General features: G+C 65.7%; 19 protein-coding genes and 1 rRNA gene. 19 read left to right on the forward strand and 1 reads right to left on the reverse strand.

Translation table 11 applies throughout. The features are described from left to right. Positions 1-4 precede the first annotated feature (4 nt). The 3 genes from rrf (at position 5) to CFB45_RS02525 (ending at position 4,443) form a co-directional block, all read left to right on the forward strand. Positions 5-117 (forward strand): 5S ribosomal RNA (gene rrf / locus CFB45_RS02515). A 440-nt stretch (positions 118-557) separates the two neighbouring features. Beyond that, positions 558-2,633, forward strand: a complete 2,076-nt coding sequence (locus tag CFB45_RS02520; protein WP_089424413.1) for a molybdopterin-containing oxidoreductase family protein — start codon at positions 558-560, stop codon at positions 2,631-2,633. A gap of 136 nt (positions 2,634-2,769) precedes the next feature. Then, positions 2,770-4,443 carry a long-chain fatty acid--CoA ligase gene (locus CFB45_RS02525; protein ID WP_089424414.1) on the forward strand — a complete coding sequence of 558 codons (1,674 nt, stop codon included), beginning with the start codon at positions 2,770-2,772 and terminating at the stop codon, positions 4,441-4,443. A gap of 279 nt (positions 4,444-4,722) precedes the next feature. Here CFB45_RS02525 and CFB45_RS02530 read toward each other — a convergent pair whose 3' ends face one another. Next, the gene (locus CFB45_RS02530) at positions 4,723-5,874 is read right to left on the reverse strand and encodes a porin (protein ID WP_089424415.1); all 1,152 of its coding nucleotides are present in this window, start codon (positions 5,872-5,874) and stop codon (positions 4,723-4,725) included. Positions 5,875-6,150: 276 nt separating this feature from the next. Between CFB45_RS02530 and coq7 the strand changes: the two genes are divergently transcribed. The 16 genes from coq7 (at position 6,151) to ftsZ (ending at position 24,679) form a co-directional block, all read left to right on the forward strand. Further along, complete coding sequence (coq7, locus tag CFB45_RS02535; protein ID WP_089424416.1) at positions 6,151-6,777, forward strand: 2-polyprenyl-3-methyl-6-methoxy-1,4-benzoquinone monooxygenase; 627 nt, start codon at positions 6,151-6,153, stop codon at positions 6,775-6,777. Positions 6,778-7,163: 386 nt separating this feature from the next. Then, entirely contained in the window at positions 7,164-7,592 is a 429-nt protein-coding gene (mraZ, locus tag CFB45_RS02540) for a division/cell wall cluster transcriptional repressor MraZ (protein WP_006487094.1), read from the forward strand. A 23-nt stretch (positions 7,593-7,615) separates the two neighbouring features. Next, on the forward strand, positions 7,616-8,557 hold the full coding sequence (rsmH, locus tag CFB45_RS02545) for a 16S rRNA (cytosine(1402)-N(4))-methyltransferase RsmH (RefSeq protein ID WP_089424417.1): 942 nt from the start codon (positions 7,616-7,618) through the stop codon (positions 8,555-8,557). Next, complete coding sequence (ftsL, locus tag CFB45_RS02550; RefSeq protein ID WP_009694564.1) at positions 8,554-8,895, forward strand: cell division protein FtsL; 342 nt, start codon at positions 8,554-8,556, stop codon at positions 8,893-8,895. Before rsmH ends, ftsL begins: the two co-directional genes overlap by 4 nt. After that, a complete protein-coding gene (locus tag CFB45_RS02555; protein WP_089424418.1) occupies positions 8,892-10,739 on the forward strand; it encodes a peptidoglycan D,D-transpeptidase FtsI family protein in 1,848 nt (615 codons plus the stop codon). Before ftsL ends, CFB45_RS02555 begins: the two co-directional genes overlap by 4 nt. Next, positions 10,736-12,274: a UDP-N-acetylmuramoyl-L-alanyl-D-glutamate--2,6-diaminopimelate ligase gene (locus CFB45_RS02560; protein WP_089424419.1), complete on the forward strand. Its 1,539-nt coding sequence runs from the start codon at positions 10,736-10,738 to the stop codon at positions 12,272-12,274. Before CFB45_RS02555 ends, CFB45_RS02560 begins: the two co-directional genes overlap by 4 nt. Further along, positions 12,271-13,680, forward strand: coding sequence for a UDP-N-acetylmuramoyl-tripeptide--D-alanyl-D-alanine ligase (locus tag CFB45_RS02565; RefSeq protein ID WP_089424420.1), 1,410 nt, complete (start codon positions 12,271-12,273; stop codon positions 13,678-13,680). Before CFB45_RS02560 ends, CFB45_RS02565 begins: the two co-directional genes overlap by 4 nt. A 16-nt stretch (positions 13,681-13,696) precedes the next feature. Next, positions 13,697-14,866, forward strand: coding sequence for a phospho-N-acetylmuramoyl-pentapeptide-transferase (gene mraY / locus CFB45_RS02570; RefSeq protein WP_006477019.1), 1,170 nt, complete (start codon positions 13,697-13,699; stop codon positions 14,864-14,866). A gap of 28 nt (positions 14,867-14,894) precedes the next feature. Further along, positions 14,895-16,409, forward strand: coding sequence for a UDP-N-acetylmuramoyl-L-alanine--D-glutamate ligase (gene murD / locus CFB45_RS02575; RefSeq protein ID WP_089424421.1), 1,515 nt, complete (start codon positions 14,895-14,897; stop codon positions 16,407-16,409). After that, positions 16,406-17,689: a putative lipid II flippase FtsW gene (ftsW, locus tag CFB45_RS02580; RefSeq protein WP_069247050.1), complete on the forward strand. Its 1,284-nt coding sequence runs from the start codon at positions 16,406-16,408 to the stop codon at positions 17,687-17,689. Before murD ends, ftsW begins: the two co-directional genes overlap by 4 nt. Before the next feature lie 121 nt (positions 17,690-17,810). After that, the gene (gene murG, locus CFB45_RS02585; RefSeq protein WP_089424422.1) at positions 17,811-18,914 is read left to right on the forward strand and encodes an undecaprenyldiphospho-muramoylpentapeptide beta-N-acetylglucosaminyltransferase; all 1,104 of its coding nucleotides are present in this window, start codon (positions 17,811-17,813) and stop codon (positions 18,912-18,914) included. A gap of 79 nt (positions 18,915-18,993) precedes the next feature. Further along, the gene (gene murC, locus CFB45_RS02590; protein ID WP_089424423.1) at positions 18,994-20,391 is read left to right on the forward strand and encodes a UDP-N-acetylmuramate--L-alanine ligase; all 1,398 of its coding nucleotides are present in this window, start codon (positions 18,994-18,996) and stop codon (positions 20,389-20,391) included. Between the two features lies 1 nt (position 20,392). After that, positions 20,393-21,334, forward strand: coding sequence for a D-alanine--D-alanine ligase (locus CFB45_RS02595; protein WP_089424424.1), 942 nt, complete (start codon positions 20,393-20,395; stop codon positions 21,332-21,334). A 19-nt stretch (positions 21,335-21,353) separates the two neighbouring features. Continuing rightward, positions 21,354-22,106, forward strand: coding sequence for a cell division protein FtsQ/DivIB (locus CFB45_RS02600; RefSeq protein WP_011350842.1), 753 nt, complete (start codon positions 21,354-21,356; stop codon positions 22,104-22,106). A gap of 26 nt (positions 22,107-22,132) precedes the next feature. Then, positions 22,133-23,365 (forward strand): cell division protein FtsA, encoded by a 1,233-nt coding sequence (ftsA, locus tag CFB45_RS02605; RefSeq protein WP_006487138.1) that lies wholly within the window; start codon positions 22,133-22,135, stop codon positions 23,363-23,365. Positions 23,366-23,482: 117 nt separating this feature from the next. Then, entirely contained in the window at positions 23,483-24,679 is a 1,197-nt protein-coding gene (ftsZ, locus tag CFB45_RS02610; RefSeq protein WP_011350843.1) for a cell division protein FtsZ, read from the forward strand. Positions 24,680-24,788: the final 109 nt, after the last annotated feature.

Raw genomic sequence — 24,788 nt, forward strand, 5'->3', positions numbered from 1 at the left:
TTTGCCTGATGACCATAGCGAGTCGGTCCCACCCCTTCCCATCCCGAACAGGACCGTGAAACGACTCTACGCCGATGATAGTGCGGATTCCCGTGTGAAAGTAGGTAATCGTCAGGCTCCCTAAGCCAAGAACCCCCGCCCGAAAGGCGGGGGTTTTTGCATTTGGGCGGCGGAAATGCATGGGCGCGCGGAGTGGACGGCCTGGCTGGAGTTTCCTCATCGCCTACTCCCAATTAGAAGCGCTCGCAGCTCCCGGCACGCCAATCGGCCAGTATCATCCGCGATCCCTTGGCCTATTGCTGCTATCTCCGATCAAAGCTGCAATTTCTCTCTCCCGCGCCTCGGTTGGCACACTCGGACGTGATTAGCTTGCCATCGTCGACAACGAGTGTCGGGTCACCATGCAAATCCCCCGCGGACGACGCACCAAACCACCGAAACCGAGCCGATTCCCCCCATCGCGTTTCGGCCAAATACCTCAGAAACCGTACGAAATGAACGTTTTATTCGGCGTGTCCACGTAAAATTTGCGAATCCCCATCTCTGCACACAAAACGATGAACGCCGCCATTCAGGTAGCTCGGGCCGTTTGCCCGCATGATTGTCCGGACACGTGCGCAATGCGTGTGACTGTCGAAAACGGCAAGGCGATCAAGGTCACGGGCGATCCGGACCATCCGCCGACACAAGGCGTGTTGTGTACGAAAGTCAGCCGATACGCCGATCGCGTTCATCACCCCGACCGCCTCACCGTCCCGCTCAAACGTATCGGTGCCAAAGGGGAAGGGCATTTCGTACCCATCAGCTGGGATGAGGCGTTCGATGAGATCGGCCGTCGTCTCGGTGAAATCGCGGCGCGCACACCGGAAGCAATCGTGCCGTACAGCTATGCGGGGACGATGGGGCTCGTGCAGGGGGAGGGGATCGCCCAGCGATTCTTCCACAAGCTCGGTGCCTCGCGACTCGAACGCACGATTTGCGCGGCGGCCGGTGCAGCGGGGTTGCGTTACACCTATGGCGGTAGTCTCGGCATGCACCTCGAGCATTTCGAGGAAAGCGAGCTGATTCTGATTTGGGGAGCAAACCCGATCGCGTCGAGCCTGCACTTCTGGACGCGTGCGCAGGAAGCGAAGCGCCGAGGCGCACGTCTTGTCGCCATCGATCCGTATCGTTCGCTGACAGCGGAGAAGTGTCATCAGCACATCGCGTTGAAACCCGGTACCGACGGCGCGTTCGCACTCGGCATGATGCATGTGCTGATGACCGAAGACCTGCTCGATCACGATTACATCGCCAGCCATACGCTCGGCTTCGACGCGCTCAAGGAGCGGGCGATGTCCTATCCCCCGGAACGCGTTGCGCAGATCTGCGGGATCGACGCGTCGGAGCTGATCGACCTTGCACGTCGTTACGGTGCCACCCGCAAGGCATCGATCCGTCTCAACTACGGCATGCAGCGTGTTCGCGGTGGCGGCAACGCCGTGCGCGCGATCGCAAGCCTGCCTGCGCTGACGGGCGCCTGGCGGGACCGGGCCGGCGGGCTGTTGCTCTCGTCGTCGGAATCCGCGCCGGTCAATCAGGCTGCGCTGCTTCGCCCGGATTTGATGCCGGGCTGGCCGCACAAACTGCCGCGCATCATCAACATGAACGCGATCGGCGACGCGCTGCTGCACCCGGGCGATGCCACCTTCGGGCCGAAGGTCGAAGCGGTGATCGTATACAACTCGAACCCGGTGGCTGTCGCGCCGGATTCATCGAAGGTCGCGGCAGGGTTCGCACGTGACGATCTGTTCACGGTCGTTCTCGAGCATTTCAAGACAGATACCGTCGATTTCGCCGATATTGTGTTGCCGGCCACTACCCAGCTCGAGCATCTGGACATCCACAAATCGTACGGTCACACCTATGTGATGGCGAACCTGCCGTCGATTCCTCCGGTGGGAGAGGCTCGGCCGAATACGGAGATCTTCCGCGGCATCGCGCGCAGCATGGGGCTCGACGAACCCGCGCTTTATCACAGCGACGAAGAGGTCGCGCGCGCGGCGCTCCGCTGGGACGATCCGGTGCTCGACAGCGATTGGGACACGCTCAAGCGCGATGGCTGGTTGAAGCTCAAGCTGCCGGAGGCGCCGTTCGCGAACGGCGGTTTCCGCACGCCGTCCGGCAAGTGTGAGTTCTACAGCCCCCGACTCGAGCAGATGGGCGCGGATCCCGTGCCCGACTACCTGCCGCCATTCGAGTCGGCCGAGGCCGCGCCCGATCTCGCCGCACGCTATCCGCTCGCGATGATCTCGCCGCCGGCTCGCCACTTCCTGAACAGTACGTTCGTGAACGTCGACAGCCTGCGTCATACCGAAGGCGAGCCGCATCTCGACATCCACCCGTCTGACGCCGATGCGCGCGGTATCGCGGAAGGTGACGTCGTTCGCATCTTCAACGACCGCGGATCGATGCAGGCGCTCGCGAGAATTACCGATCGCGCGCGCGCAGGGCTCGTCGTCGGGCTGTCGATCTGGTGGAAGAAGCTGTCGCCGGACGGCAGAAACGCGAACGAAGTGACGAGCCAGGCACTCACCGATCTCGGCAATTCGGCGACGTTCTACGACTGCCTCGTGGAAGTTGAGCGCATTTGATCGGATATCACCGTATCATCAGACGAATTTCCACTGAAGTTCGAAGTGGACATCTAACCCTGTTGTCTCGGAACGAGCGAGCCGTTACGATGCGTTTTAGCACGACCATTCGAAAATCTGTGAGGAGACGCGCGGTATGGACAAAATTTGGCTGAAATCGTACCCACCCGGCGTTCCAGCCGAAATTGACGCGTCTCCTTATCCCTCCGTTCCCGACCTGCTCGACGAAAGCTTCCGGCAGTATCGCGACCGCACGGCATTCGTCTGCATGGGCAAGGGCATCACGTACGGCGAACTCGACACGCTGTCGCGCCAGTTCGGCGCGTGGCTGCAATCGCGCGGGCTTGCGCGCGGGGCGCGCGTCGCGATCATGATGCCGAACGTGCTGCAGTACCCCGTGGCGATCGCCGCGGTACTGCGCGCGGGCTACACCGTCGTCAACGTCAACCCGCTCTATACGCCGCGCGAGCTCGAGCATCAGCTGAAGGACAGCGGTGCGGAGGCGATCGTCATCCTCGAGAATTTCGCGTCGACGCTGCAGGCCGTCATCGCGAATACGGGCGTCAAGCACGTCGTCGTTGCATCGATGGGCGATCTGCTGGGCATCAAGGGATGGCTCGTCAACTACGTCGTGCGCAACGTCAAGAAGATGGTGCCTGCCTGGCAGCTGCCGTCGTTCACGCGCTTCAAGGCCGCACTGTCGGAAGGTGCGCGCCAGGCATTCAAGGCGCAGAAGATCGGCCCCGATGACGTCGCGTTCCTGCAATACACGGGCGGTACGACCGGCGTGGCGAAGGGGGCGACGCTGCTGCACCGGAACATCGTGTCGAACGTGCTGCAGGCGGGCGCCTGGCATCATCCGGCTCACGAGAAGTTTCCGGACGTGAAACAGTTCGTGACCGTTGTCGCGCTGCCGCTGTATCACGTGTTCGCGCTGACCGTCTGCGGCTTCCTGACGATGCGTACCGGTGGCATGGGCATCCTGATCCCGAATCCGCGCGACATCGCCGGCATGATCAAGGAGCTGAAGGGCTACCAGATCTCGACGATCCCGGCGGTCAACACGCTGTACAACGCACTGCTGAACCATCCGGAATTCAGTCAGCTCGACCTGTCGAAGCTCGTGATCGCCAACGGCGGCGGCATGGCGATCCAGGAAGGCGTCGCGAAACGCTGGTATGAAAAGACCCATACGGCGATTATCGAGGGTTATGGGCTGTCTGAAACGTCGCCGGTGGCGACCTGCAACCCCGTGACGGCCACCGAGTACAGCGGGACGATCGGCTTGCCGCTGCCGTCGACCGAAGTGGCGATTCGCGACGACGCGGGCAACGACGTCGCGCTCGGCGAACCCGGCGAGATCTGCATCCGCGGGCCGCAGGTGATGGCCGGCTACTGGAACCGGCCGGACGAAACCGCGAAGGTCATGTTCGCGGACGGCTTCTTCAAGACGGGCGACGTCGGCGTGATGGATGCGCGAGGTTACGTGAAGATCGTCGACCGGAAGAAGGACATGATCCTCGTGTCGGGCTTCAACGTGTACCCGAACGAAGTCGAGGACGTGGTGGCGTCGCATCCGGGCGTGTTCGAGGTGGCAGCGGTCGGCGTGCCCGACGAGCATTCCGGCGAAGCCGTGAAGCTGTTCGTCGTGAAGAAGGACCCGGCGCTCACCGACAAGGACATCCTTGCCTACTGCAAGGAGCGTCTCACAGGCTACAAGCGGCCGAAGCTGGTCGAGTTCCGTACGGAGCTGCCGAAAACGAACGTCGGCAAGATCCTGCGGCGCGAACTGCGCGACGGACGCGCATAACGGCGGTCGATCGATCGGAACGAAAAAGCCCGGCTTGTGCCGGGCTTTTTCGTTTGCGGCTTGACCCGGATGAGGCTGTTTCCGCGCGAGGCGGCTTCTGGCGTGGCTCGATGCGGCAGCAATGCGTTACGACGCAGCAAGGACAGGACGGTGCCTTCTCGATGAGCGCATCGGAGTCGATACGGTTCGCCACGCTCCGGCTTCGCGGCTGCACCGACCGGAAAAGAAAAAGGCGCCCGAAGGCGCCTTCAATATGCTGCGGCTTGCCAGGCAAGCTGATTAGAACTTGTGACGGATGCCGACGCGTGCTGCGACCTGGTTGGCCGAGCTCGAACCTGCGAGACCGTTGATCGCTGCCGTCGCCTTCAGGACGTTGCCGTTCGAGTCGAGCACGTTGCCCGATGCGTGCTGGTACACGCCGATTGCGTACACGTCGGTACGCTTCGACAGGAAGTAGTCGACGCCCAGCGAGCCTTGGTGGTACTTGGCTGCCGAGTTGCCGTCGATCTTGCTGCCTTGCGTGTAGTCGTACGCAGCGCCGAGAATCAGCGCCGGGGTCAGCTGATACTTGAAGTTGATTTCGCCGTTGTTGAACGTCGCGGTCTGGTTCACGAACGGGCCTGCCGAGAAGCCCTTGAACTTCGTGTTCGAGTACGTCGCGCCGATCGTCGCTGCGCCGAACGTGTAGGCGCCGCCTGCACCGATGACCTGGTACGTGTTCGCGTTGTTCGCGTACCCGCCGTAGATCGGCGACGAGACCGACGAAGACGCCGAGCCGTTGTTGAACATGCCGCCGAACTGGTTCGGCGTACGTGCGTTCAAGTAGCCGACGCCCAAGACCAGCGGGCCGTTGTTGTAGCCTGCGCCGAGCGACCAGACCTGGTTCTTCGAGAACTGGCCTGCCTGACCGCCGAAGCTGTACAGGCCGCCGAACGAGAAGCCGCCGTAGGTCGGGCTCGTGAACTTGACTGCGTTGTTCACGCGATACGCGTTGTTGAAGTTGTCGAGGTCGCCCGGGTGAGCGGCGATGTAGCCGCCCCACTGGTCGCCTGCCTCGAGCGGGCCGACGAAGTCGACGACGGAGTCGTATTGACGACCCAGCGTGACCGTACCGTACTGGCTCGACAGGCCGACGTAAGCCTGACGACCGAACATCAGGCCGCCCTGACCGAGCTTGCCGCTGTTCACGTCGAAACCGTTTTCGAGGGTGAAGATCGCCTTCAGGCCGCCACCGAGGTCTTCGGTGCCGCGCAGGCCGAAGCGGCTGCCTTGCATCACGCCGCTGGCCATGCTGTACAGATGCTTGCCGCCCGCGTTGTTGTTGAAGAGCAGGCCTTCATCGATGATGCCGTAAAGCGTCACGCTGCTTTGCGCATGGGCAGCGCCAGCGAACGCGCCCAGCGCGACGAGCGCGAGAAGCGACTTTTTCATTAACGGATCTCCAAAATTCACTGAATTTTTCTGGCGGGGCGGATAGTTATGTTCTGTTGACGGGCCCCATCAACTTCGCAAGAAGTCGCACGTAATGTAGCAAAACCGTTTTTTGCCACAAAGCGAAATGCCGAAGCTCAAGGTCGCCATGTTTCCTTTATGCAACAATGGTTAAAATCACGGGTTAACCGCAATTTCCGCTGAATAATCAAGTCGGTTACGCAGCGGACTCGTGCCCTTGCCGCTCGCGGCAGCACCTGCAGCCAGGAGAACAGGATGGTGTTGGATGAACTGATCAGCGAATTCGATCGCGGCCTGCGATCGCTGACCGGCATTAGCCGGATGAGCCGGCCGGTGCCCGCGCCGGCGGAGGCGCCGGCCGTCGAGCTGACGCCTGCGGAGCGTACGCATGCCGCCGGGCTGATGCGCGTGAACCACGTCGGCGAGGTCTGCGCGCAGGCGCTGTACCAGGCGCAGAAACTCACCGCGCGCACGGCGTCGGCGAAGGCGATGTTCGAGGAGGCCGCACGCGAGGAGGAGGATCACCTCGCGTGGACCGCGCATCGCCTGAAAGAGCTCGACTCGCGCCCGAGCCTGCTGAACCCGCTCTGGTATGCGGGTTCGCTCGCAATCGGCGTGGCGGCCGGCGCGCTCGGCGACAAGGTCAGCCTCGGCTTCATGGCCGAGACCGAGCGGCAGGTCGAGAGCCATCTCGAAGGCCACATGTCCGAGTTGCCGGCGGCTGATACCGCGTCGCGCGCGATCGTCGACCAGATGCGGATCGACGAGGTGAAGCACGGCAAGGCCGCGGCCGACGCAGGCGGGATCGAGCTGCCGCTGCCCGCGCGGATGCTGATGCGCGCCGCGTCGAAAGTCATGACGAGCACTGCGTACTATCTGTGAGATTCCCACCGGGGCGATGCGTGACGTCGCCCCGGTTCCCCACCGCTGATACCGCCCGTTTATTCCTCGTTTTCCCGCCCCCGAAAGCCCCGTCCGCACACCCGTCTGGCCCGCCTTTCTCACGTATCACCTTCACAAGTTGCACTAGCTCATTCATTTATAACGGTTTTTAGAATGAGGGGCCGCATGAGCATGTGCGCGTAAGTCCTTGTTCTAACTAACAAAATTCGTCAAAAAAGCGGGCCGCTCCCTTGACCGTGCCACACCCTTCCTCTAAAGTGGGAGACAGTGTGAGAAAGTGTATTTTTGTGTGATTTGGCGGGCTATTCCGGCTAAATTCTCAGCATTGAGCGGGTGCTTCGGTGCCCTGAACGGGAGAGCGGAAAGTGTTCCAAGGGGCGTCGGCGCTGACGCTCGATGCGAAAGGGCGGATGTCGGTGCCGGCTCGCTATCGCGAAGCGCTGCAAGGACAGGCAGAAGGACGGGTGACTGTGACCAAGCACCCGGACGGCTGCCTGTTGCTGTTTCCGCGCCCGGAATGGGAGGTATTCCGCGCCAAGATCGCCGCGCTGCCGATGGACGCGCACTGGTGGCGGCGCATTTTTCTCGGCAATGCGATGGATGTCGATCTCGACAGCGCGGGCCGGATTCTCGTATCGCCCGAGCTGCGCATGGCAGCCGGACTGGAAAAGGAAGTCATGTTGTTGGGAATGGGTAGTCACTTCGAGCTGTGGGATTCGCAGACCTACAACGCGAAGGAGCAGGCAGCGATGGCGCAGGGCATGCCCGACGCGCTGAAGAATTTCACGTTCTGATTGCGGTGACGGAGACGCCCGCGATGGGAAACGAATTGCAGCATCGGACCGTGTTGTTGGACGAAGCGGTCGAATCGCTCGTGACGCGACCGGACGGCATTTATGTCGACGGTACGTTCGGGCGCGGCGGCCATAGCCGTGCGGTGCTCGCGCGGCTGGCGCCGGGCGGGCGGCTGATCGCGTTCGACAAGGATCCGAGGGCGATCGAGACGGCGCAGGGCATCGAGGATGCGCGCTTCTCGATCGTGCATAACAGCTTTGCATCGATGCGCGACGCGCTTGCGGCGCGCGGCGTCGAGAAGGTGTCGGGGGTGTTGCTCGACCTGGGCGTGTCCTCGCCGCAGGTGGACGATCCGGCGCGCGGCTTCAGCTTCCGCGCCGATGGTCCGCTGGACATGCGGATGGATCCGACGCGCGGCGAGTCGGCGGCGGAATGGCTCGCACGGGCTTCGGTGCAGGAATTGACGGAGGTGATACGGGATTATGGGGAAGAACGGTTTGCTTTTCAGATTGCAAAGGCGCTTGTTGCTCGCCGGGCAGAGTCCGACCGTCTTGGGCCTCTCGACACCACGGGCGAGCTTGCCCAAATCGTGGGTCACGTCGTCAAAACCCGTGAGAAGGGCAAGGATCCGGCAACCCGCACCTTTCAGGCTATACGGATTCACGTCAATCAAGAGCTTGCGGACCTGCAAGTCGTACTAGACGCGGCACTGTCGTTGCTGGAGCAAGGGGGGCGGCTGGTGGTCATCAGCTTTCATTCACTCGAGGACCGGATCGTCAAGCGATTCATGCAGGCGCACGCGAGTGCGCCTGCGGTCGATCGTCGCCTGCCGATCCGCGCCGTCGACCTCCCGAGCCCGCCGCTCAAGATCATCAGCCGCCAGTTTCCGAGTGAAGCGGAAGTCGCTGCGAATCCGCGCGCCCGCTCCGCCGTGATGCGCATTGCGGAGCGCGTCACGCCATGAGCCGCTTCAACATCTTCCTGCTGATCATCGTGATGGGTTGCGCGCTGTCGGTCGTCAATTCGACGAACCAGCAGCGTCAGATCTTCATCCAGCTGCAGCGTGCGCAGTCGCAGGAGCGTCAGCTCCAGCAGGACTACGCGCAGCTTCAATATCAGCAGAGCGCGCTGTCGAAGACGTCGCGCATCGAGCAGCTCGCGAACGATTCACTGAAGATGCAGCCGATCACGACCGGCCGCACGCAATACCTGACGCTGCCGCCGGGCGCGGCGAAGGCGATCGATGCGCCGATCCCGGCTTCGGCGGACACGGCCGGCAAGGGCAAGGGAGGCGCGCGATGAAGCCGTCCCACAAGCGCCAGAACGTGAAGTTCTCGTCGAGCCCCGTGCTGGGCGTGCATCTGCCGATGTGGCGCTCGAAGCTCGTCGTGTTCCTGCTGTTCATGGCGTTCGTCGCGCTGGCCGCGCGCGCGTTCTGGATCCAGGGGCCCGGCAACGCGTTCTATCGGAAGCAGGGCGAAAGCCGCTACCAGCGCACGATCGATCTGCCGGCGACGCGCGGCAAGATTCTCGACCGTAACGGGCTCGTGCTCGCGACGAGCCTGCCCGTGCGCGCGATCTGGGCGATTCCCGACGCGGTGCCGGACGATCTCGATGCCGACAAGGTCAACCAGCTCGGCAAGCTCCTCGGCATGACGTCGAAGGAACTGCGCGTGAAGCTGTCGGAAGACAAGGGTTTCGTCTACGTCAAGCGCCAGGTGCCGATCGACGTCGCGGACAAGGTCGCCGCGCTCGACATTCCCGGCATCTATCAGCGCAACGAATACAAGCGCTTCTATCCGGAAGGCGAGATCACCGCTCACCTGATCGGCTTCACGAACGTCGAGGACGAAGGGCAGGAGGGCGTCGAACTGGGCGACCAGAAGATGCTGTCCGGCACGTCGGGCATGCGTCGCGTGATCAAGGACCGGATGGGGCACATCGTCGAGGACGTCGCCGAGCAGATCCCGCCGCACAACGGCACCGACGTCGACCTGTCGATCGACAGCAAGATCCAGTACATCGCGTACGCGAACCTGAAGGCCGCCGTCGAGAAGTTCAAGGCGAAGGCCGGCGCGGCGATGGTCGTCGACGTGCGCACCGGCGAGGTGCTCGCGCTCGTCAACTACCCGACGTACAACCCGAACGACCGCTCGCGCATGACGGGCGAGCAGTTGCGCAACCGGATCATGACCGACGTGTTCGAGCCGGGCTCGATCATGAAGCCGTTTACGGTGTCGCTCGCGCTCGACCTGCACCGCGTGACGCCGAACACGCTCGTCGAGACGGGCAACGGGCATTTCGTGCTCGACGGCGCGCCGATCACCGACGACGCGGGTTTCGGCACGCTGACGGTCGGCGGCGTGATCCAGAAGTCGAGCAACATCGGCGCGACCAAGATCGCGATGACGATGCGGCCCGAGGAAATGTGGAATATGTATACGAGCATCGGCCTCGGCCAGGCGCCGAAGGTCGGGTTCCCGGGCGCGGTGGCCGGCCGCCTGCGTCCGTGGAAGAGCTGGCGCCGCATCGAGCAGGCGACGATGTCGTACGGCTACGGCCTGTCGGTGTCGCTGTTCCAGCTCGCGCGCGCCTACACGGCGATCGCGCATGACGGCGAGCTGATGCCCGTGACCATTTTCAAGACCGACCCCAACCAGCCGGTCGCGGGCACGCAGGTGTTCAACCCGACCACCGCGCGCGAAGTGCGCGCGATGCTCGAGACGGTGGTGGCGCCGGGCGGCACGTCGCCGGATGCGGCCGTGCCGGGCTATCGCGTCGGCGGCAAGAGCGGTACCGCGTACAAGCATGAAGGCCACGGCTACACGCGCAAGTACCGCGCGTCGTTCGTCGGAATGGCGCCGATGCCGAATCCGCGCATCGTCGTCGCGGTGTCGGTCGACGAGCCGACCGCCGGCAGCCACTTCGGCGGCCAGGTGTCCGGCCCCGTATTCTCGGCGATCGCCGGCGACACGATGCGTGCGCTGAACGTGCCGCCGAACATGCCGATCAAGCAGCTCGTCGTGTCTGACGATTCGCCGACAGCACCTTCCGCGACGGGGCCGCAAAAGCTGCCCGCGGGTGGCGGTGCGAAGCATATGATCGTGTCCAGCACGACGCGTAATTCACCAGGAGTTGTTCGATGAGCGCCGCTCGCAGTTCCCATCCGGCGCATCAGCAGATTGCAGCCGCGCTTGCGTGGCTGCGTCAGCATGTGGCCGCCGCAGCGCAACTGCATGCCGACACGCGCAGCCTCGAGGCGGGCGACGTGTTCTTTGCGTATGCGGTCGACGGGGCCGACAACCGCGCATTCATTGCCGAAGCCGTCGCGCGCGGTGCGGCCGCCGTGCTGTATCAGCCGGAAGGGCTGGCGGCTGCGCCGGCCGTTCCTGTCGCGCTTGCCGTGCCGGCGCTCGACCAGCTCGCCGGCGAGATCGCCAGCGGCTGGTATGGCGATCCGAGCGACAACCTGCTCGCGGTGGGGGTGACCGGCACGAACGGCAAGACCTCGTGCACGCAGTGGATCGCCACCGCGCTGACGGCGCTGCACCAGCCGTGCGCGGTGATCGGCACGCTTGGCACCGGGATGCCCGGCCACCTCGTGCCGACCGGTTTCACGACCCCCGATGCACCGCAACTGCAGCGCAGCCTCGCGCAATTGCGCGACGCGGGCGCGAAGGCCGTGGCGATGGAGGTGTCGTCACACGCGCTGCACCAGGGGCGCGTAAACGGTACGGCTTTCGACATCGCGGTGTTTACGAACCTCACGCAGGATCACCTGGACTATCACGGCACGTTCGACGCGTACGAAGCCGCGAAGGCGAAGCTGTTCGCATGGCGCGGCCTGCGCGCGGCGGTCGTCAATCGCGACGACGTAGCAGGTCGGCGCCTGCTCGAGAAACTGGCCGGTCGCGTGCGTACGATCGCGTACGGGATCGGTGACGCGCCGGCGCCGGACGCCGATCGCGAACTGGTCGCGTTCGACGTGCGCGCCACCGCGACCGGCACGGCGTTCCGCCTGCGTTCGCCGTGGGGCGACGCGGACGTCGAGGTCGGCACGCTCGGCACGTTCAACGTCAGCAACCTGCTTGCCGTGCTCGGCTCGCTGCTCGCGGCCGATGTGCCGTTCGACGCGGCGCTCGCCGAGATCGCACGGCTCGAGTCCGTCAACGGCCGGATGCAGCGGCTCGGCGGCCGGCTGCAGAACGACGAACCGCTCGTCGTGATCGACTACGCACACACGCCCGACGCGCTCGAAAAGACGCTCGACGCGCTGCGCCCGATCGCTACGGCACGCGGCGGGCGGCTCGTCTGCATGTTCGGCTGCGGCGGCGACCGCGATACGACGAAGCGCCCGCTGATGGGCGCGATCGCGGAGCGGCTCGCCGATGAAACCGTCGTCACGAGCGACAACCCGCGCAGCGAGGATCCGCAGCGCATCATCGACCAGATCGTCGCAGGCATGACCGCGCCCGATCACGCACGCCGTATCGAGGATCGCGCGAGCGCGATCCTGCAGGCCGTGCGCGGCGCGGCACGCGAGGATGTCGTCGTGCTGGCCGGCAAGGGCCACGAGGCCACGCAGGAAATCATGGGCAAGAAGCGCACGTTCTCCGACCAGGATCACGCGCGGCTCGCGCTGGCAGCGCGCGCGACGCACGGCAAGGGAGGCGCCGAATGACGATGCTCAGTCTCGGCGAAGCCGCTCGCCTGATCCCCGGCGCAACTGTTCACGGCGACGCGGGCGTCACGTTCGACCGCGTGTCGACGGACAGCCGCACGGCCGGCCCCGGCGACCTGTTCGTCGCATTGAAAGGCGAGCGCTTCGATGCGCACGACTTCCTCGGCGATGTCGCCGCGCGCGGTGCTGCCGCGGCGCTGGTCGCGCACGTGCCGGCGGGGGGCGTCACGATGCCGGTGATCGAAGGCGGTGAAACGCGTGCCGCGCTCGGCGCGCTTGCGCATGGCTGGCGCCAACGATTCGCGCTGCCGCTCGTCGCGGTGACGGGGAGCAACGGCAAGACGACCGTCAAGGAAATGATCGCGTCGATCTTCGCGGCGGCGGTCGGCGCCGACGCGCGGCTCGCGACGGCCGGCAACCTGAACAACGATGTCGGCCTGCCGCTGACGCTGCTGCGCCTGTCGGCCGCGCATCGTCTCGCGGTGATCGAGATCGGGATGAATCACCCGGGCGAGACGGAAGTCCTTGCGCGCCTCACGGCGCCGACGGTCGCGCTCGTCAACAACGCGCAGCGCGAGCACCAGGAGTTCATGGCGACGGTCGAAGCCGTCGCGCTCGAGCACGCGGCCGTGATTCACGCGCTGCCGCCGGACGGCGTCGCGGTGTTCCCGGCCGACGACGCATACGCGGGCATCTGGCGCGTTGCGGCAACCGGCAACCGGATCCTCGATTTCGCGCTGCACGATGCCGAACGGCAAAGCGACGCGCAGGTTACGGGCCGCCTGCACGGCGGCGAACTCGCGATCGACACGCCCGCGGGCGCCGTCACGGTGCGGCTGCGTGCGCTCGGCGAGCACAACGCGCGCAACGCGCTGGCCGCCACGGCGGCGGCGCTGGGCGCCGGCGTCGCGCTGTCGGCGATCAAGCAGGGTCTCGAATCGTTCGAACCGGTCAAGGGCCGGCTGCAGGTAAAACAGGCGATCGCAGGCAGCCTCGCGGGGGCAACGGTCGTCGACGATACGTACAACGCGAATCCCGATTCGATGCGTGCCGCGATCGACGTGCTCGCCGCGCAACCGGCGCCGCGCGTGCTGGTGATCGGCGACATGGGCGAGGTCGGCGACGAAGGCCCGGCCTTCCATCGCGAGGTCGGTGCCTACGCGCGCGAGCGCGGAATCGACGCGCTGTTCGCGCTCGGCGACGCGTCGCGCGATGCCTGCACCGCGTACGGCGACACGGCCCGCCATTTCGGCGACGTCGGCGCGCTGGTCGGCGCATTGCTCGCGGCGGGTTACGGCGCGCAGGCGACGCTGCTCGTGAAGGGCTCGCGGTACATGAAGATGGAGCGCGTGGTCGACGCGCTGACGAACCAACCCGCGGCGGGCACGACGCCCGCTGCACACTGAGTAGAAGGAAGGAAGCATGCTGCTGGCGCTGGCGCAATGGCTGCAAGGAGACGCAAGCTTTTTGCGCTTGTTCACGTACCTCACGTTCCGTGCGGTGATGGCCACCATCACCGCGCTCGGGATCGGGCTCGTGTGCGGACCGTGGGTGATCCGCAAGCTGACGCAAATGAAGGTCGGTCAGGCCGTGCGCAAGGACGGTCCGCAGACGCACCTGGTCAAGTCCGGCACGCCGACGATGGGCGGCGTGCTGATCCTGATCGGCATCGCGGTCGCGACGCTGCTGTGGGGCGACCTGACGAACCGTTTCATCTGGATCGTGATGCTCGTCACGTTCGGTTTCGGCGTGATCGGCTGGGTCGACGATTACCGCAAGGTCGTCCACAAGGACCCGCGCGGGATGTCGTCGCGCGAGAAGTATTTCTGGCAATCGGTGATCGGGCTGTTCGCGGCCGTCTACCTCGCCTTCAGCGTGTCCGAGGCGAACAACGTGCGCGTGTTCGACCTGTTCATGGCATGGGTGAGGAGCGGCCTGTCGATGGGGCTGCCGGCACGCGCCGACCTGATGCTGCCGTTCCTGAAGTCGATCAGCTACCCGCTCGGCGTATGGGGTTTCATCGTGCTGACGTACTTCGTGATCGTCGGCGCGAGCAACGCGGTGAACCTGACCGACGGCCTCGACGGCCTCGTGATCATGCCGGTCGTGCTGGTCGGTGCGTCGCTGGGTGTGTTCGCGTACGTGATGGGCAGCGCGGTCTATTCAAAATACCTGCTGTTCCCGCACATTCCGGGCGCGGGCGAATTGCTGATCTTCTGTTCCGCGATGGGTGGGGCAGGGCTCGCGTTCCTCTGGTACAACACGCACCCCGCGCAGGTGTTCATGGGTGACGTCGGCGCGCTGGCGCTCGGCGGCGCGCTCGGCACGGTCGCGGTGATCGTGCGCCAGGAAATCGTGCTGTTCATCATGGGCGGCATCTTCGTCGCGGAAACGCTGTCGGTGATGCTGCAGGTTTCGTGGTTCAAGTACACGAAGAAGCGTTACGGCGAAGGGCGGCGCCTGCTGAAGATGGCGCCGCTGCATCACCATTTCGAATTGTCCGGCTGGAAGGAAACGCAGGTGGTCGTGCGTTTCTGGATCATCACGCTGATGCTGTGCCTGTTCGGTCTGACCACCCTCAAGCTGCGGTAAAGGAAAGGTAACAAGGATGTCTGGCGAGATGTTTGGAGATCGGCAACGGCCGATGGTGCTCGTACTGGGGCTCGGGGAATCGGGTCTCGCGATCGCGCGATGGTGCGCGAGGCACGGGTGCCGGCTGCGTATTGCCGATACCCGCGAGGCGCCGCCGAACCTTGCCGCGCTGCAGGCCGAAGGCATCGATGCGGAATTCGTCGGCGGGGCGTTCACGCCTGCATTGCTCGACGGCGGTATCGAGCTCGTCGGGCTGAGCCCGGGGCTGTCGCCGCTCGAACCGGCACTCGCGGCGCTGGTCGCGGCCGCCAACGAGCAGGGCGTCGCGGTGTGGGGCGAGCTGGAATTCTTTGCGCAGGCGCTGCGCGCGCTCGGCACGAGCGGCTACCAGCCGAAGGTGCTCGCGATCACCGGCACCAACGGCAAGACCACGACGACGAGCCTCACCGGCCTGCTGTGCCAGCGCTCGGGGAAGAAGGTCGCGGTCGCGGGCAATATCAGCCCTGCGATGCTCGACCGGCTCGCCAGTGCGATCGACGAAACCGCGCTGCCCGACGTGTGGGTGCTCGAACTGTCGAGCTTCCAGCTCGAGACCGCGCGCACGTTCGCGCCCGATGCGGCCGCGATCCTCAACATCACGCAGGACCACCTCGACTGGCACGGCAGCTTCGACGCGTATGCGCAGGCAAAGGGCCGGATCTTTGGCGCGACGACCACGCGCGTGCTGAACCGCGACGATGCGGCGGTGATGAAGTTCGCCCCGGCAGCCGGCGCGGCCGACGCGCCGCGCACGGTCACGTTCGGCCTGAACGAACCGGTGCAGGACGGCGACTACGGCCTGTCGCGCGATAACGGTATCGCGTGGCTGGTCGAAGCGGTCGATCGCGACGCCCCGGATGAAACCGCGACGACGACCCGTCGGCGCAAGCGCGATGCCGCGCATACGCCCGACATCGCGCAGAAGCGCCTGATGCCGGCCGACGCGCTGCGCATCCGCGGGTTGCACAACGCGGCGAACGCGCTGGCCGCATTCGCGCTCGCACGCGCGATCGACCTGCCGGCCGCGCCGCTGCTGCACGCGCTGCGCGAGTACCGCGGCGAAGCGCATCGCGTCGAAGTGATCGCGACGATCGATGACGTGGACTACGTCGACGACAGCAAGGGCACGAACGTCGGCGCGACGGTTGCCGCGCTCGACGGGCTGGCGCAGAAGATCGTGCTGATCGCGGGCGGCGACGGCAAGGGGCAGGATTTCGCACCGCTGGTCGCGCCGGTCGCGCGCTGGTGCCGCGCGGTGATGCTGATCGGCCGCGACGCACCGGCGATCCGCGACACGCTCGCCGAAACGGGCGTGCCGCTCGCCGACCACACGACGCTCGAAGGGGCCGTGCACGCGGCGGCCGACCTCGCGGAGCCGGGCGACGCGGTGCTGCTGTCGCCTGCATGCGCGAGCCTCGACATGTTCAGGAACTACGCCCATCGCGCGGATGTGTTCCGCGCGGCGGTCGACGAAATCGCCATCGACAAAGGAGCGACGCCATGAGCTGGTCCGATCGCCTCGTCTCCCGTTTCAACGATCGTCGCGACACCGGCGGGAATGCCGCGGGCGGCCGCGTCGCGTCGGCCACGCGCGCCGCGACGGGCGGCCTCGCGAGCGTCGTCAACGGCGTGCGCCCGAGCCGTTCGCGGATGCTCGACTTCGACTACTCGCTGCTGTGGGTCGCGATCGCGCTGCTCGGGCTCGGCGTCGTGATGGTGTATTCGGCGTCGATCGCGATGCCCGATTCGCCGAAATATGCGTCGTATCACGATTACGCATTCCTGATGCGCCACTGCATCTCGCTCGCCGTCGCGTTCATCGCGGCGGTGATCGCGTTCCGCGTGCCGGTGTCGACGTGGGACAAATACGCGCCGCAACTCTTCCTGATCGCGCTCGTCGGCCTCGTGATCGTGCTGATCCCGCACGTCGGCAAGGGCGTGAACGGTGCGCGCCGCTGGATTCCGCTCGGCATCACGAACATGCAGCCGTCGGAAATCATGAAGCTCGCGGTGACGATCTACGCGGCGAACTACACGGTGCGCAAGCAGGAATACATGCAGAGCTTCGCCAAGGGCTTCCTGCCGATGGCGTTCGCGGTCGGCCTGGTCGGTGCGCTGCTGCTGCTCGAGCCGGACATGGGCGCGTTCATGGTGGTCGCAGCGATCGCGATGGGCGTGCTGTTCCTCGGCGGCGTGAACGGCAAGCTGTTCGGCGGCCTCGTCGCGACCGCGATCGGCACCTTCACGATGCTGGTGTGGCTGTCGCCGTGGCGTCGCGAGCGGATCTTCGCGTACCTCGATCCGTGGGACGAGCGCTACGCGCAGGGCAAGGCGTACCAGCTCACGCACTCGCTGATCGCATTCGGCCGCGGCGAGTGGTTCGGTGTCGGCCTCGGCGGCAGCGTCGAGAAGCTGAACTACCTGCCGGAAGCGCATACCGACTTCATCCTCGCGGTGATCGGCGAGGAGCTCGGTTTCGTCGGCGTGCTGGTCGTGATCCTGCTGTTCTACTGGATCGTGCGCCGCGCGTTCGAGATCGGCCGCCAGGCGCTCGCACTCGATCGCACGTTCGCGGGCCTGATGGCGAAGGGTATCGGCATCTGGTTCGGCGCGCAGACCTTCATCAACATGGGCGTGAACCTCGGGCTGCTGCCGACCAAGGGCCTGACGCTGCCGCTCGTGAGCTACGGCGGCTCGGGCATTCTGCTGAACTGCGTCGCGCTCGCGGTGCTGCTGCGGGTCGACTACGAAAATCGCGTACTGATGCGGGGAGGGAAGGTATGACCTCCCCGCGTCAGTACGCGATTTCGGTGAAGGCTAACTTCGTGCGCGAAGCGCGCGAAGTTAAGCGAAGCGGCCGTAGCCAAAACATTCGTTCAGTCTTGCCGATGCGGGGAGGGAAGGTATGACCGCGTCGCAACGCACGCTGATGGTGATGGCAGGCGGCACCGGGGGCCACGTGTTCCCGGGGCTCGCGGTCGCGCACCGGATGGAAGCGGCGGGCTGGCGCGTCGTGTGGCTCGGCAATCCGGCCGGGATGGAAGCGACGCTCGTGCCGAAGCACGGCATTCCGATGGAATACGTGCGGTTCGGCGGGCTGCGCGGCAAGGGTTTGAAGACGAAGCTGACGCTGCCGTTCAACCTGCTGCGCGCATGCGGGCAGAGCCTCGCCGCGCTGCGCCGCGTGCGGCCCGACGTCGTGCTCGGGATGGGCGGCTACATCACGTTCCCGGCGGGCGTGATGACCGCGCTGTCGGGCCGTCCGCTCGTGCTGCATGAACAGAATTCGATCGCGGGCCTGACGAACAAGGTGCTCGCGAAATTCGCGAAACGCGTGCTCGTCGCGTTCCCCGGCGCGCTGCCGCACGCGGAATGGACAGGTAACCCGATTCGCGCGGAACTTGCCGGCACGCAAGCGCCCAAAGCACGCTATGCATCGCGCAGCGGCCCGCTGAACGTGCTGGTCGTCGGCGGCAGCCTCGGGGCGGCCGCGCTGAATGAAGTCGTGCCGCGCGCGCTGGCGATGCTGGCGCCGGGCGAACGCCCGCGCATCGTGCACCAGGCCGGCGCGAAGCACATCGAAGCATTGAAGGCGAATTACGAAGCGGCCGGTTTCGCGGCCGGCGAAGACGTGCGGCTCGTGCCGTTCATCGACGACATGGCGGCCGCGTATGCGGCGGCGGATCTCGTGATCTGCCGGTCGGGCGCGATGACGGTGTCGGAGATCGCGGCGGTGGGCGTGGCGGCGCTGTTCGTGCCGTTCCCGTACGCGGTCGACGATCACCAGACGAGCAACGCCGCGTTCCTCGCCGATGCGGGCGCGGCCGTGCTGGTGCAACAACGCGACCTGTCGGCGGAACTGCTTGCCGACTGGCTGCGCGGCCAGTCGCGGGCATCGCTCGCGGACATGGCGGAACGTTCGCGCTCGCTGGCGAAGCCCGAGGCCACCGACGAAGTCGCGCGCGTGTGCGCGAAGGCGGCCGGCGCGAACCTGGAACAACTTAAATGAAACAACCCCCACGCTCACTTCGTTCGCTGCCCCCCGAGGGGGCGGTCAGCCTCCTTGGGGCGGCCCGGCGGAGGCTGACATGAAACACATCGTCAAACACATTCATTTCGTCGGGATCGGCGGCGCGGGCATGAGCGGCATCGCCGAAGTGCTTGTCAACCTCGGTTACGAGGTCAGCGGCTCGGACCTGTCGCGCAACGCGGTGACCGATCGCCTCCAGGCGCTCGGCGCGCGGATCGCGATCGGCCACGACGCGGCGAACATCGAGGGCGCGAACGCGGTCGTCGTGTCGACGGCCGTGCGTTCGGACAACCCGGAAGTGCTGGCCGCGCGCGCGCAGCGCGTGCCGATCGTGCAGCGTGCGGTGATGCTGGCGGAGCTGATGCGCCTGAAGCAGGGCATCGCGATCGCCGGCACCCACGGCAAGACCACGACGACGAGCCTCGTCGCGAGCGTGCTCGCGGCGGGCGGGCTCGATCCGACCTTCGTGATCGGCGGGCGCCTGATCAGCGCCGGCGCGAACGCGCGGCTTGGCACGGGCGACTTCATCGTCGCCGAGGCCGACGAGTCGGACGCATCGTTCCTGAACCTGTATCCGGTGATCGAAGTCATCACGAACATCGACGCCGACCACATGGACACCTACGGCCACGATTTCGCGCGGCTCAAGCAGGCGTTCATCGAATTCACGCAGCGCCTGCCGTTCTACGGCAGCGCGGTCGTGTGCGTCGACGATCCGAACGTGCGGCAGATCATCCCGTTCATTTCGAAGCCGGTCGTGCGCTACGGGCTGTCGCCGGACGCGCAGGTGCGCGCCGAAGACATCGATGCACGCGACGGCCGCATGCATTTCACGGTGATCCGCGAAGGGCGCGCGCCGCTCGCGGTCGTGCTGAACATGCCGGGCCTGCACAACGTGCAGAACGCGCTCGCGGCGATCGCGATCGCGACCGATCTCGGCGTGTCGGACGACGCGATCCAGCTGGCGCTCGCGGAATTCAACGGCGTCGGCCGGCGCTTCCAGCGCTATGGCGACGTGCCGACCGCGGACGGCGGCCAGTACACGCTGATCGACGACTACGGCCATCACCCGGTCGAGATGGCCGCGACGATCGCGGCCGCGCGCGGCGCGTTCCCGGGCCGCCGCCTCGTGCTGGCGTTCCAGCCGCACCGCTACACGCGTACCCGCGACTGCTTCGACGATTTCGTCAACGTGCTGTCGACGGTCGACGCGCTGGTGCTGACCGAAGTCTATGCGGCGGGCGAGGCGGCGATCTCGACCGCCAACGGCGACGCGCTGTCGCGTGCGTTGCGCGCGGTGGGGAAGGTTGACCCGGTGTTCGTCGCGACGGTCGACGACGTGCCGGACGCATTGGCGAAGGTCGCGCAGAACGGCGACGTGGTGATCACGATGGGCGCGGGTTCGATCGGCGGCGTGCCGGCGAAGGTTGCGCAGCACACTCAACAGAAGGCATGACATGAGCGGGATTGATCCGAAACGTTTCGGCAAGGTGGCGGTGTTGTTCGGCGGCGAGTCCTCGGAGCGCGAGGTGTCGCTCACGTCGGGCAAGCTCGTGCTGCAGGGCCTGCGCGACGCGGGCATCGACGCGCACCCGTTCGACCCGGCCGAGCGCCCGCTGGCGGCGCTGAAGGATGAAGGGTTCGTGCGCGCGTTCAACGCACTGCATGGCGGTTACGGCGAGAACGGCCAGATCCAGGGCGCGCTCGATTTCTACGGCATTCGCTACACGGGCAGCGGTGTGCTCGGGTCGGCGCTCGGCCTCGACAAGTTCCGCACGAAGCTCGTGTGGCAGCAGACGGGCGTGCCGACGCCGCCGTTCGAGACGGTGCTGCGCGGCGACGACCTCGCGGCGCGCGCGACGGACATCGTCGCGAAGCTCGGCCTGCCGCTGTTCGTGAAGCCGGCGAGCGAGGGCTCGAGCGTGGCGGTGCTGAAGGTGAAGACGGCCGACGCGCTGCCGGCCGCGCTCGCGGAAGCCGCCAAGCATGACCCGATCGTGATCGTCGAAAAGAGCATCGAAGGCGGCGGCGAGTACACCGCCTGCATCGCCGGCGATCTCGACCTGCCGGTGATCAAGATCGTGCCGGCCGGCGAGTTCTACGACTATCACGCGAAGTACGTCGCCGACGACACGCAATACCTGATTCCGTGCGGGCTGCCCGCCGACAAGGAAGCGGAGCTCAAGCGCGTCGCGCGCCGGGCGTTCGACGTGCTCGGCTGCACCGACTGGGGCCGCGCGGACTTCATGCTCGACGCCGACGGGAACGCGTACTTCCTGGAAGTGAACACCGCGCCGGGCATGACCGACCACTCGCTGCCGCCGAAGGCCGCGCGCGCGGTCGGCATCAGCTATTCGGAGCTGGTCGTGAAGGTGCTGTCGCTCACGCTCAACGACTGACGCAGGAACGGAACGACGTATGTGGAACAACGTTCGCCAACTCAACCTTGCCGCCAGCGCGCTGTACGCGCTGCTGCTGCTCGTGTTGGCGGCGGCCGGCTGCTACTGGCTGATCCAGCGCCCGACGTTCGCGCTGCGGGAAATCCGGATCGACGGCGACACCGAGCACATCAATTCACCGACGGTGCGCGCGGGCGTGGTCGGCCGGCTGAAGGGCAATTTCTTCACGGTCGATCTCGACGCCGCGCGCGCCGCGTTCGAGCAGATGCCCTGGGTGCGCCATGCGAGCGTGCGCCGGGTGTGGCCGAATGCGCTGGCTGTCACGCTCGAGGAGTACAAACCGCTCGGGACCTGGGGCAGTGACCAGCTCGTGAGCGTCGATGGCGAGCTGTTCACCGCGAACCAGGGCGAGCTGGAGCAGGAGCTGCCGGCGTTCGACGGCCCGGAGGGCAGTGCGAAGGAAGTCGTCACGCGGTATCGCGACTTCGGGAAATGGTTTGCGCCGCTGAAGGCGGCGCCGGAAGAAGTGACGCTGTCGGCGCGGTACGCGTGGACGGTGAAGCTGTCGAACGGCATGCAGGTCGAGCTGGGCAAGGAACGCAACAGCGAGTCGCTGCATGACCGGAGCCAGCGTCTGGTCGCTGCATGGCCGGCCGTCACGGAACGCTGGGGCAACGACATCGAGTACGCGGACCTGCGCTATCCGAACGGATTCGCGATTCGCGCGGCAGGCATGCGGTTCCTGACCGATACCGACAAGCGCAAGAAGTAACGAGAGATCACACGCAAGAGCACTTTATGAGCAAAGACTACAAGGATCTGCTGGTTTCCCTCGACATCGGCACGTCGAAGGTGGTGGCCATCGTCGCCGAGCTGAAGGGCGAAGGCCACTACGAGGTGATCGGTCTCGGCCAGAGCGAGTCGAAGGGTCTGAAGAAAGGTGTGGTGGTCAACATCGAGGCCACCGTGCAGTCGATCCAGCGCGCGCTCGAGGAAGCCGAGCTGATGGCCGACTGCAAGATCACCAACGTGTTCACGGGGATCGCGGGCAGCCACATCCGCAGCTTCAACTCGAGCGGGATGGTCGCGATCAAGGACAAGGAAGTCACGCAGACCGACGTCGCGCGCGTGATCGAGACCGCGAAGGCGATCAACATCCCGACCGACCAGCAGGTGCTGCACATCCTCACGCAGGAATTCATCATCGACGGCCAGGAAGACGTGCGCGAGCCGATCGGCATGAGCGGCATCCGGCTGGAAGTGAAGGTGCACATCGTGACGGGCGCGGTGAGCGCCGCGCAGAACATCGTCAAGTGCGTGCGCCGCTGCGGGCTCGAAGTGAACGACCTGATCCTGCAGCCGCTCGCGTCGTCGCTGGCCGTGCTGACGGAAGACGAGAAGGATCTCGGCGTGGTGCTGGTCGACATCGGCGGCGGCACGACGGACATCGCGATCTTCGCCGAAGGCGCGATCCGCCACACCGCGGTGATTCCGATCGCCGGCGACCAGATCACGAGCGACATCGCGATGGCGCTGCGCACGCCGACGCCGGACGCGGAAGACATCAAGGTCGGCTACGGGATCGCGAAGCAGGCGCTCGCCGATCCGGACGAAATGGTCGAAGTGCCGGGCCTCGGCGAACGCGGCCCGCGCACGCTGTCGCGCCAGGCGCTGGCAGCGGTGATCGAGCCGCGCGTCGAGGAGCTGTTCTCGCTCGTGCAGCAGGTCGTGCGCGAATCCGGTTACGAAGAACTGCTGAGCTCCGGCGTGGTCATTACCGGCGGGGCATCGATGATGCCCGGCATGGTCGAGCTCGGCGAAGACATTTTCCTGAAACCGGTGCGCATCGGCGCGCCGGAATATGCAGGCGGCCTCTCCGACGTCGTGCGCAATCCGCGCTACTCGACGGCGATGGGGCTGCTCGTCGAAGGCAGTGCCCAGCGCATGCGCGGCCGCAAGGTCGCCGTGCAGTCCGGCAACGCGGGACAAGTGTTCTCGCGGATGAAGGAATGGTTCCTGAGCAACTTCTGACGAATCGAACCGAATCGAAATTCGCGCTGGTGCCGGCGGCTGGCGCGCGACAGGGGGTTGCCCGATCTCCTGCCGAATAACGGCCGAGTAGCAGTCATTCTCTTGACGGAGGCAACAATGGAATTCGAAATGCTGGAAACCGAGACCAACGGCACCATCATCAAGGTGGTCGGCGTTGGCGGCGCTGGCGGCAATGCCGTCCAGCACATGATCAACCGCGGCGTGCAGGGCGTCGACTTCATCGTGATGAACACGGATGCGCAGGCGCTGTCGCGTTCGCGCGCATCGTCGGTGATCCAGCTCGGCAACACGGGCCTGGGCGCTGGCGCGAAGCCGGAAATGGGCCGTGCGGCAGCGGAAGAAGCGCGTGAGCGCATCGCCGACGCACTGCGCGGCGCGCACATGGTGTTCATCACGGCCGGCATGGGTGGTGGCACGGGCACGGGCGCGGCGCCGGTGGTCGCGCAGATCGCGAAGGAGATGGGCATCCTGACGGTCGGTGTCGTCAGCAAGCCGTTCGAGTTCGAAGGCGGCAAGCGCATGCGCGTCGCTGAAGCCGGTTCGCAGCAACTGGAGGATCACGTCGACTCGCTGATCGTCGTGCTGAACGACAAGCTGTTCGACGTGATGGGCGACGACGCCGAGATGGACAAGTGCTTCCAGTGCGCCGACGACGTGTTGAACAACGCGGTCGCAGGCATCGCTGAAATCATCAATGTCGATGGCCTCGTGAACGTCGACTTCGAAGACGTGAAGACGGTGATGGGCGAGCAAGGCAAGGCGATGATGGGCACGGCGACGGTCGCCGGCGTCGATCGCGCACGCCTCGCGGCGGAACAGGCCGTGGCGAGCCCGCTGCTCGAAGGCGTCGATCTGTCGGGCGCGCGCGGCGTGCTGGTCAACATCACGTCGAGCCGTTCGCTGCGTCTGTCGGAAACGCGCGAAGTGATGAACACGATCAAGAGCTACGCGGCGGAAGATGCGACGGTGATCTTCGGTGCGGTGTACGACGACGCAATGGGCGATGCGCTGCGCGTGACGGTCGTGGCGACGGGTCTGGGCCGTGCGGCGAAGAAGCAGCAATCGGCACCGATGACGCTGCTGCGCACGGGTACGGACAACCAGCCGGTCAGCGCGGTGTCGCACGGCTATGCACCGACGCATCACGTCAGCACGGCAGACTACGGCGCGCTCGACACGCCGGCGGTGTGGCGCAATTCGCGCGAAACCGCGGCATCGCACGTGCAGGCGCTGCAGGAGAAGGGTGTCGACACGTACGACATCCCGGCTTTCCTGCGCAAGCAGGCTGACTGACGCAAACACAGGCGAAGCCGCGGCGAATCTGCCGCGGTATCGCCGGCGTGACGGATGCTACGGACCACGACAGGCCGCGTCGGCTGCGACGCCGGGCCGGGAAACGTGC

The organism is Burkholderia sp. HI2500 (assembly GCF_002223055.1).
Lineage (GTDB): Bacteria > Pseudomonadota > Gammaproteobacteria > Burkholderiales > Burkholderiaceae > Burkholderia.

Bases quoted from the DNA above. Each gene is read 5' to 3' on its own strand.
- ftsA (WP_006487138.1), top strand. From the start codon at position 22,133: ATGAGCAAAGACTACAAGGATCTGCTGGTTTCCCTCGACATCGGCACG.
- CFB45_RS02555 (WP_089424418.1), top strand. From the start codon at position 8,892: ATGAAGCCGTCCCACAAGCGCCAGAACGTGAAGTTCTCGTCGAGCCCC.
- ftsZ (WP_011350843.1), top strand. From the start codon at position 23,483: ATGGAATTCGAAATGCTGGAAACCGAGACCAACGGCACCATCATCAAG.
- CFB45_RS02560 (WP_089424419.1), top strand. From the start codon at position 10,736: ATGAGCGCCGCTCGCAGTTCCCATCCGGCGCATCAGCAGATTGCAGCC.
- murG (WP_089424422.1), top strand. From the start codon at position 17,811: ATGACCGCGTCGCAACGCACGCTGATGGTGATGGCAGGCGGCACCGGG.
- ftsL (WP_009694564.1), top strand. From the start codon at position 8,554: ATGAGCCGCTTCAACATCTTCCTGCTGATCATCGTGATGGGTTGCGCG.
- ftsW (WP_069247050.1), top strand. From the start codon at position 16,406: ATGAGCTGGTCCGATCGCCTCGTCTCCCGTTTCAACGATCGTCGCGAC.
- rsmH (WP_089424417.1), top strand. From the start codon at position 7,616: ATGGGAAACGAATTGCAGCATCGGACCGTGTTGTTGGACGAAGCGGTC.
- CFB45_RS02595 (WP_089424424.1), top strand. From the start codon at position 20,393: ATGAGCGGGATTGATCCGAAACGTTTCGGCAAGGTGGCGGTGTTGTTC.
- CFB45_RS02525 (WP_089424414.1), top strand. From the start codon at position 2,770: ATGGACAAAATTTGGCTGAAATCGTACCCACCCGGCGTTCCAGCCGAA.
- CFB45_RS02565 (WP_089424420.1), top strand. From the start codon at position 12,271: ATGACGATGCTCAGTCTCGGCGAAGCCGCTCGCCTGATCCCCGGCGCA.
- murC (WP_089424423.1), top strand. From the start codon at position 18,994: ATGAAACACATCGTCAAACACATTCATTTCGTCGGGATCGGCGGCGCG.
- CFB45_RS02530 (WP_089424415.1), bottom strand. From the start codon at position 5,874: ATGAAAAAGTCGCTTCTCGCGCTCGTCGCGCTGGGCGCGTTCGCTGGC.
- mraY (WP_006477019.1), top strand. From the start codon at position 13,697: ATGCTGCTGGCGCTGGCGCAATGGCTGCAAGGAGACGCAAGCTTTTTG.
- murD (WP_089424421.1), top strand. From the start codon at position 14,895: ATGTTTGGAGATCGGCAACGGCCGATGGTGCTCGTACTGGGGCTCGGG.
- CFB45_RS02600 (WP_011350842.1), top strand. From the start codon at position 21,354: ATGTGGAACAACGTTCGCCAACTCAACCTTGCCGCCAGCGCGCTGTAC.
- coq7 (WP_089424416.1), top strand. From the start codon at position 6,151: ATGGTGTTGGATGAACTGATCAGCGAATTCGATCGCGGCCTGCGATCG.
- CFB45_RS02520 (WP_089424413.1), top strand. From the start codon at position 558: ATGAACGCCGCCATTCAGGTAGCTCGGGCCGTTTGCCCGCATGATTGT.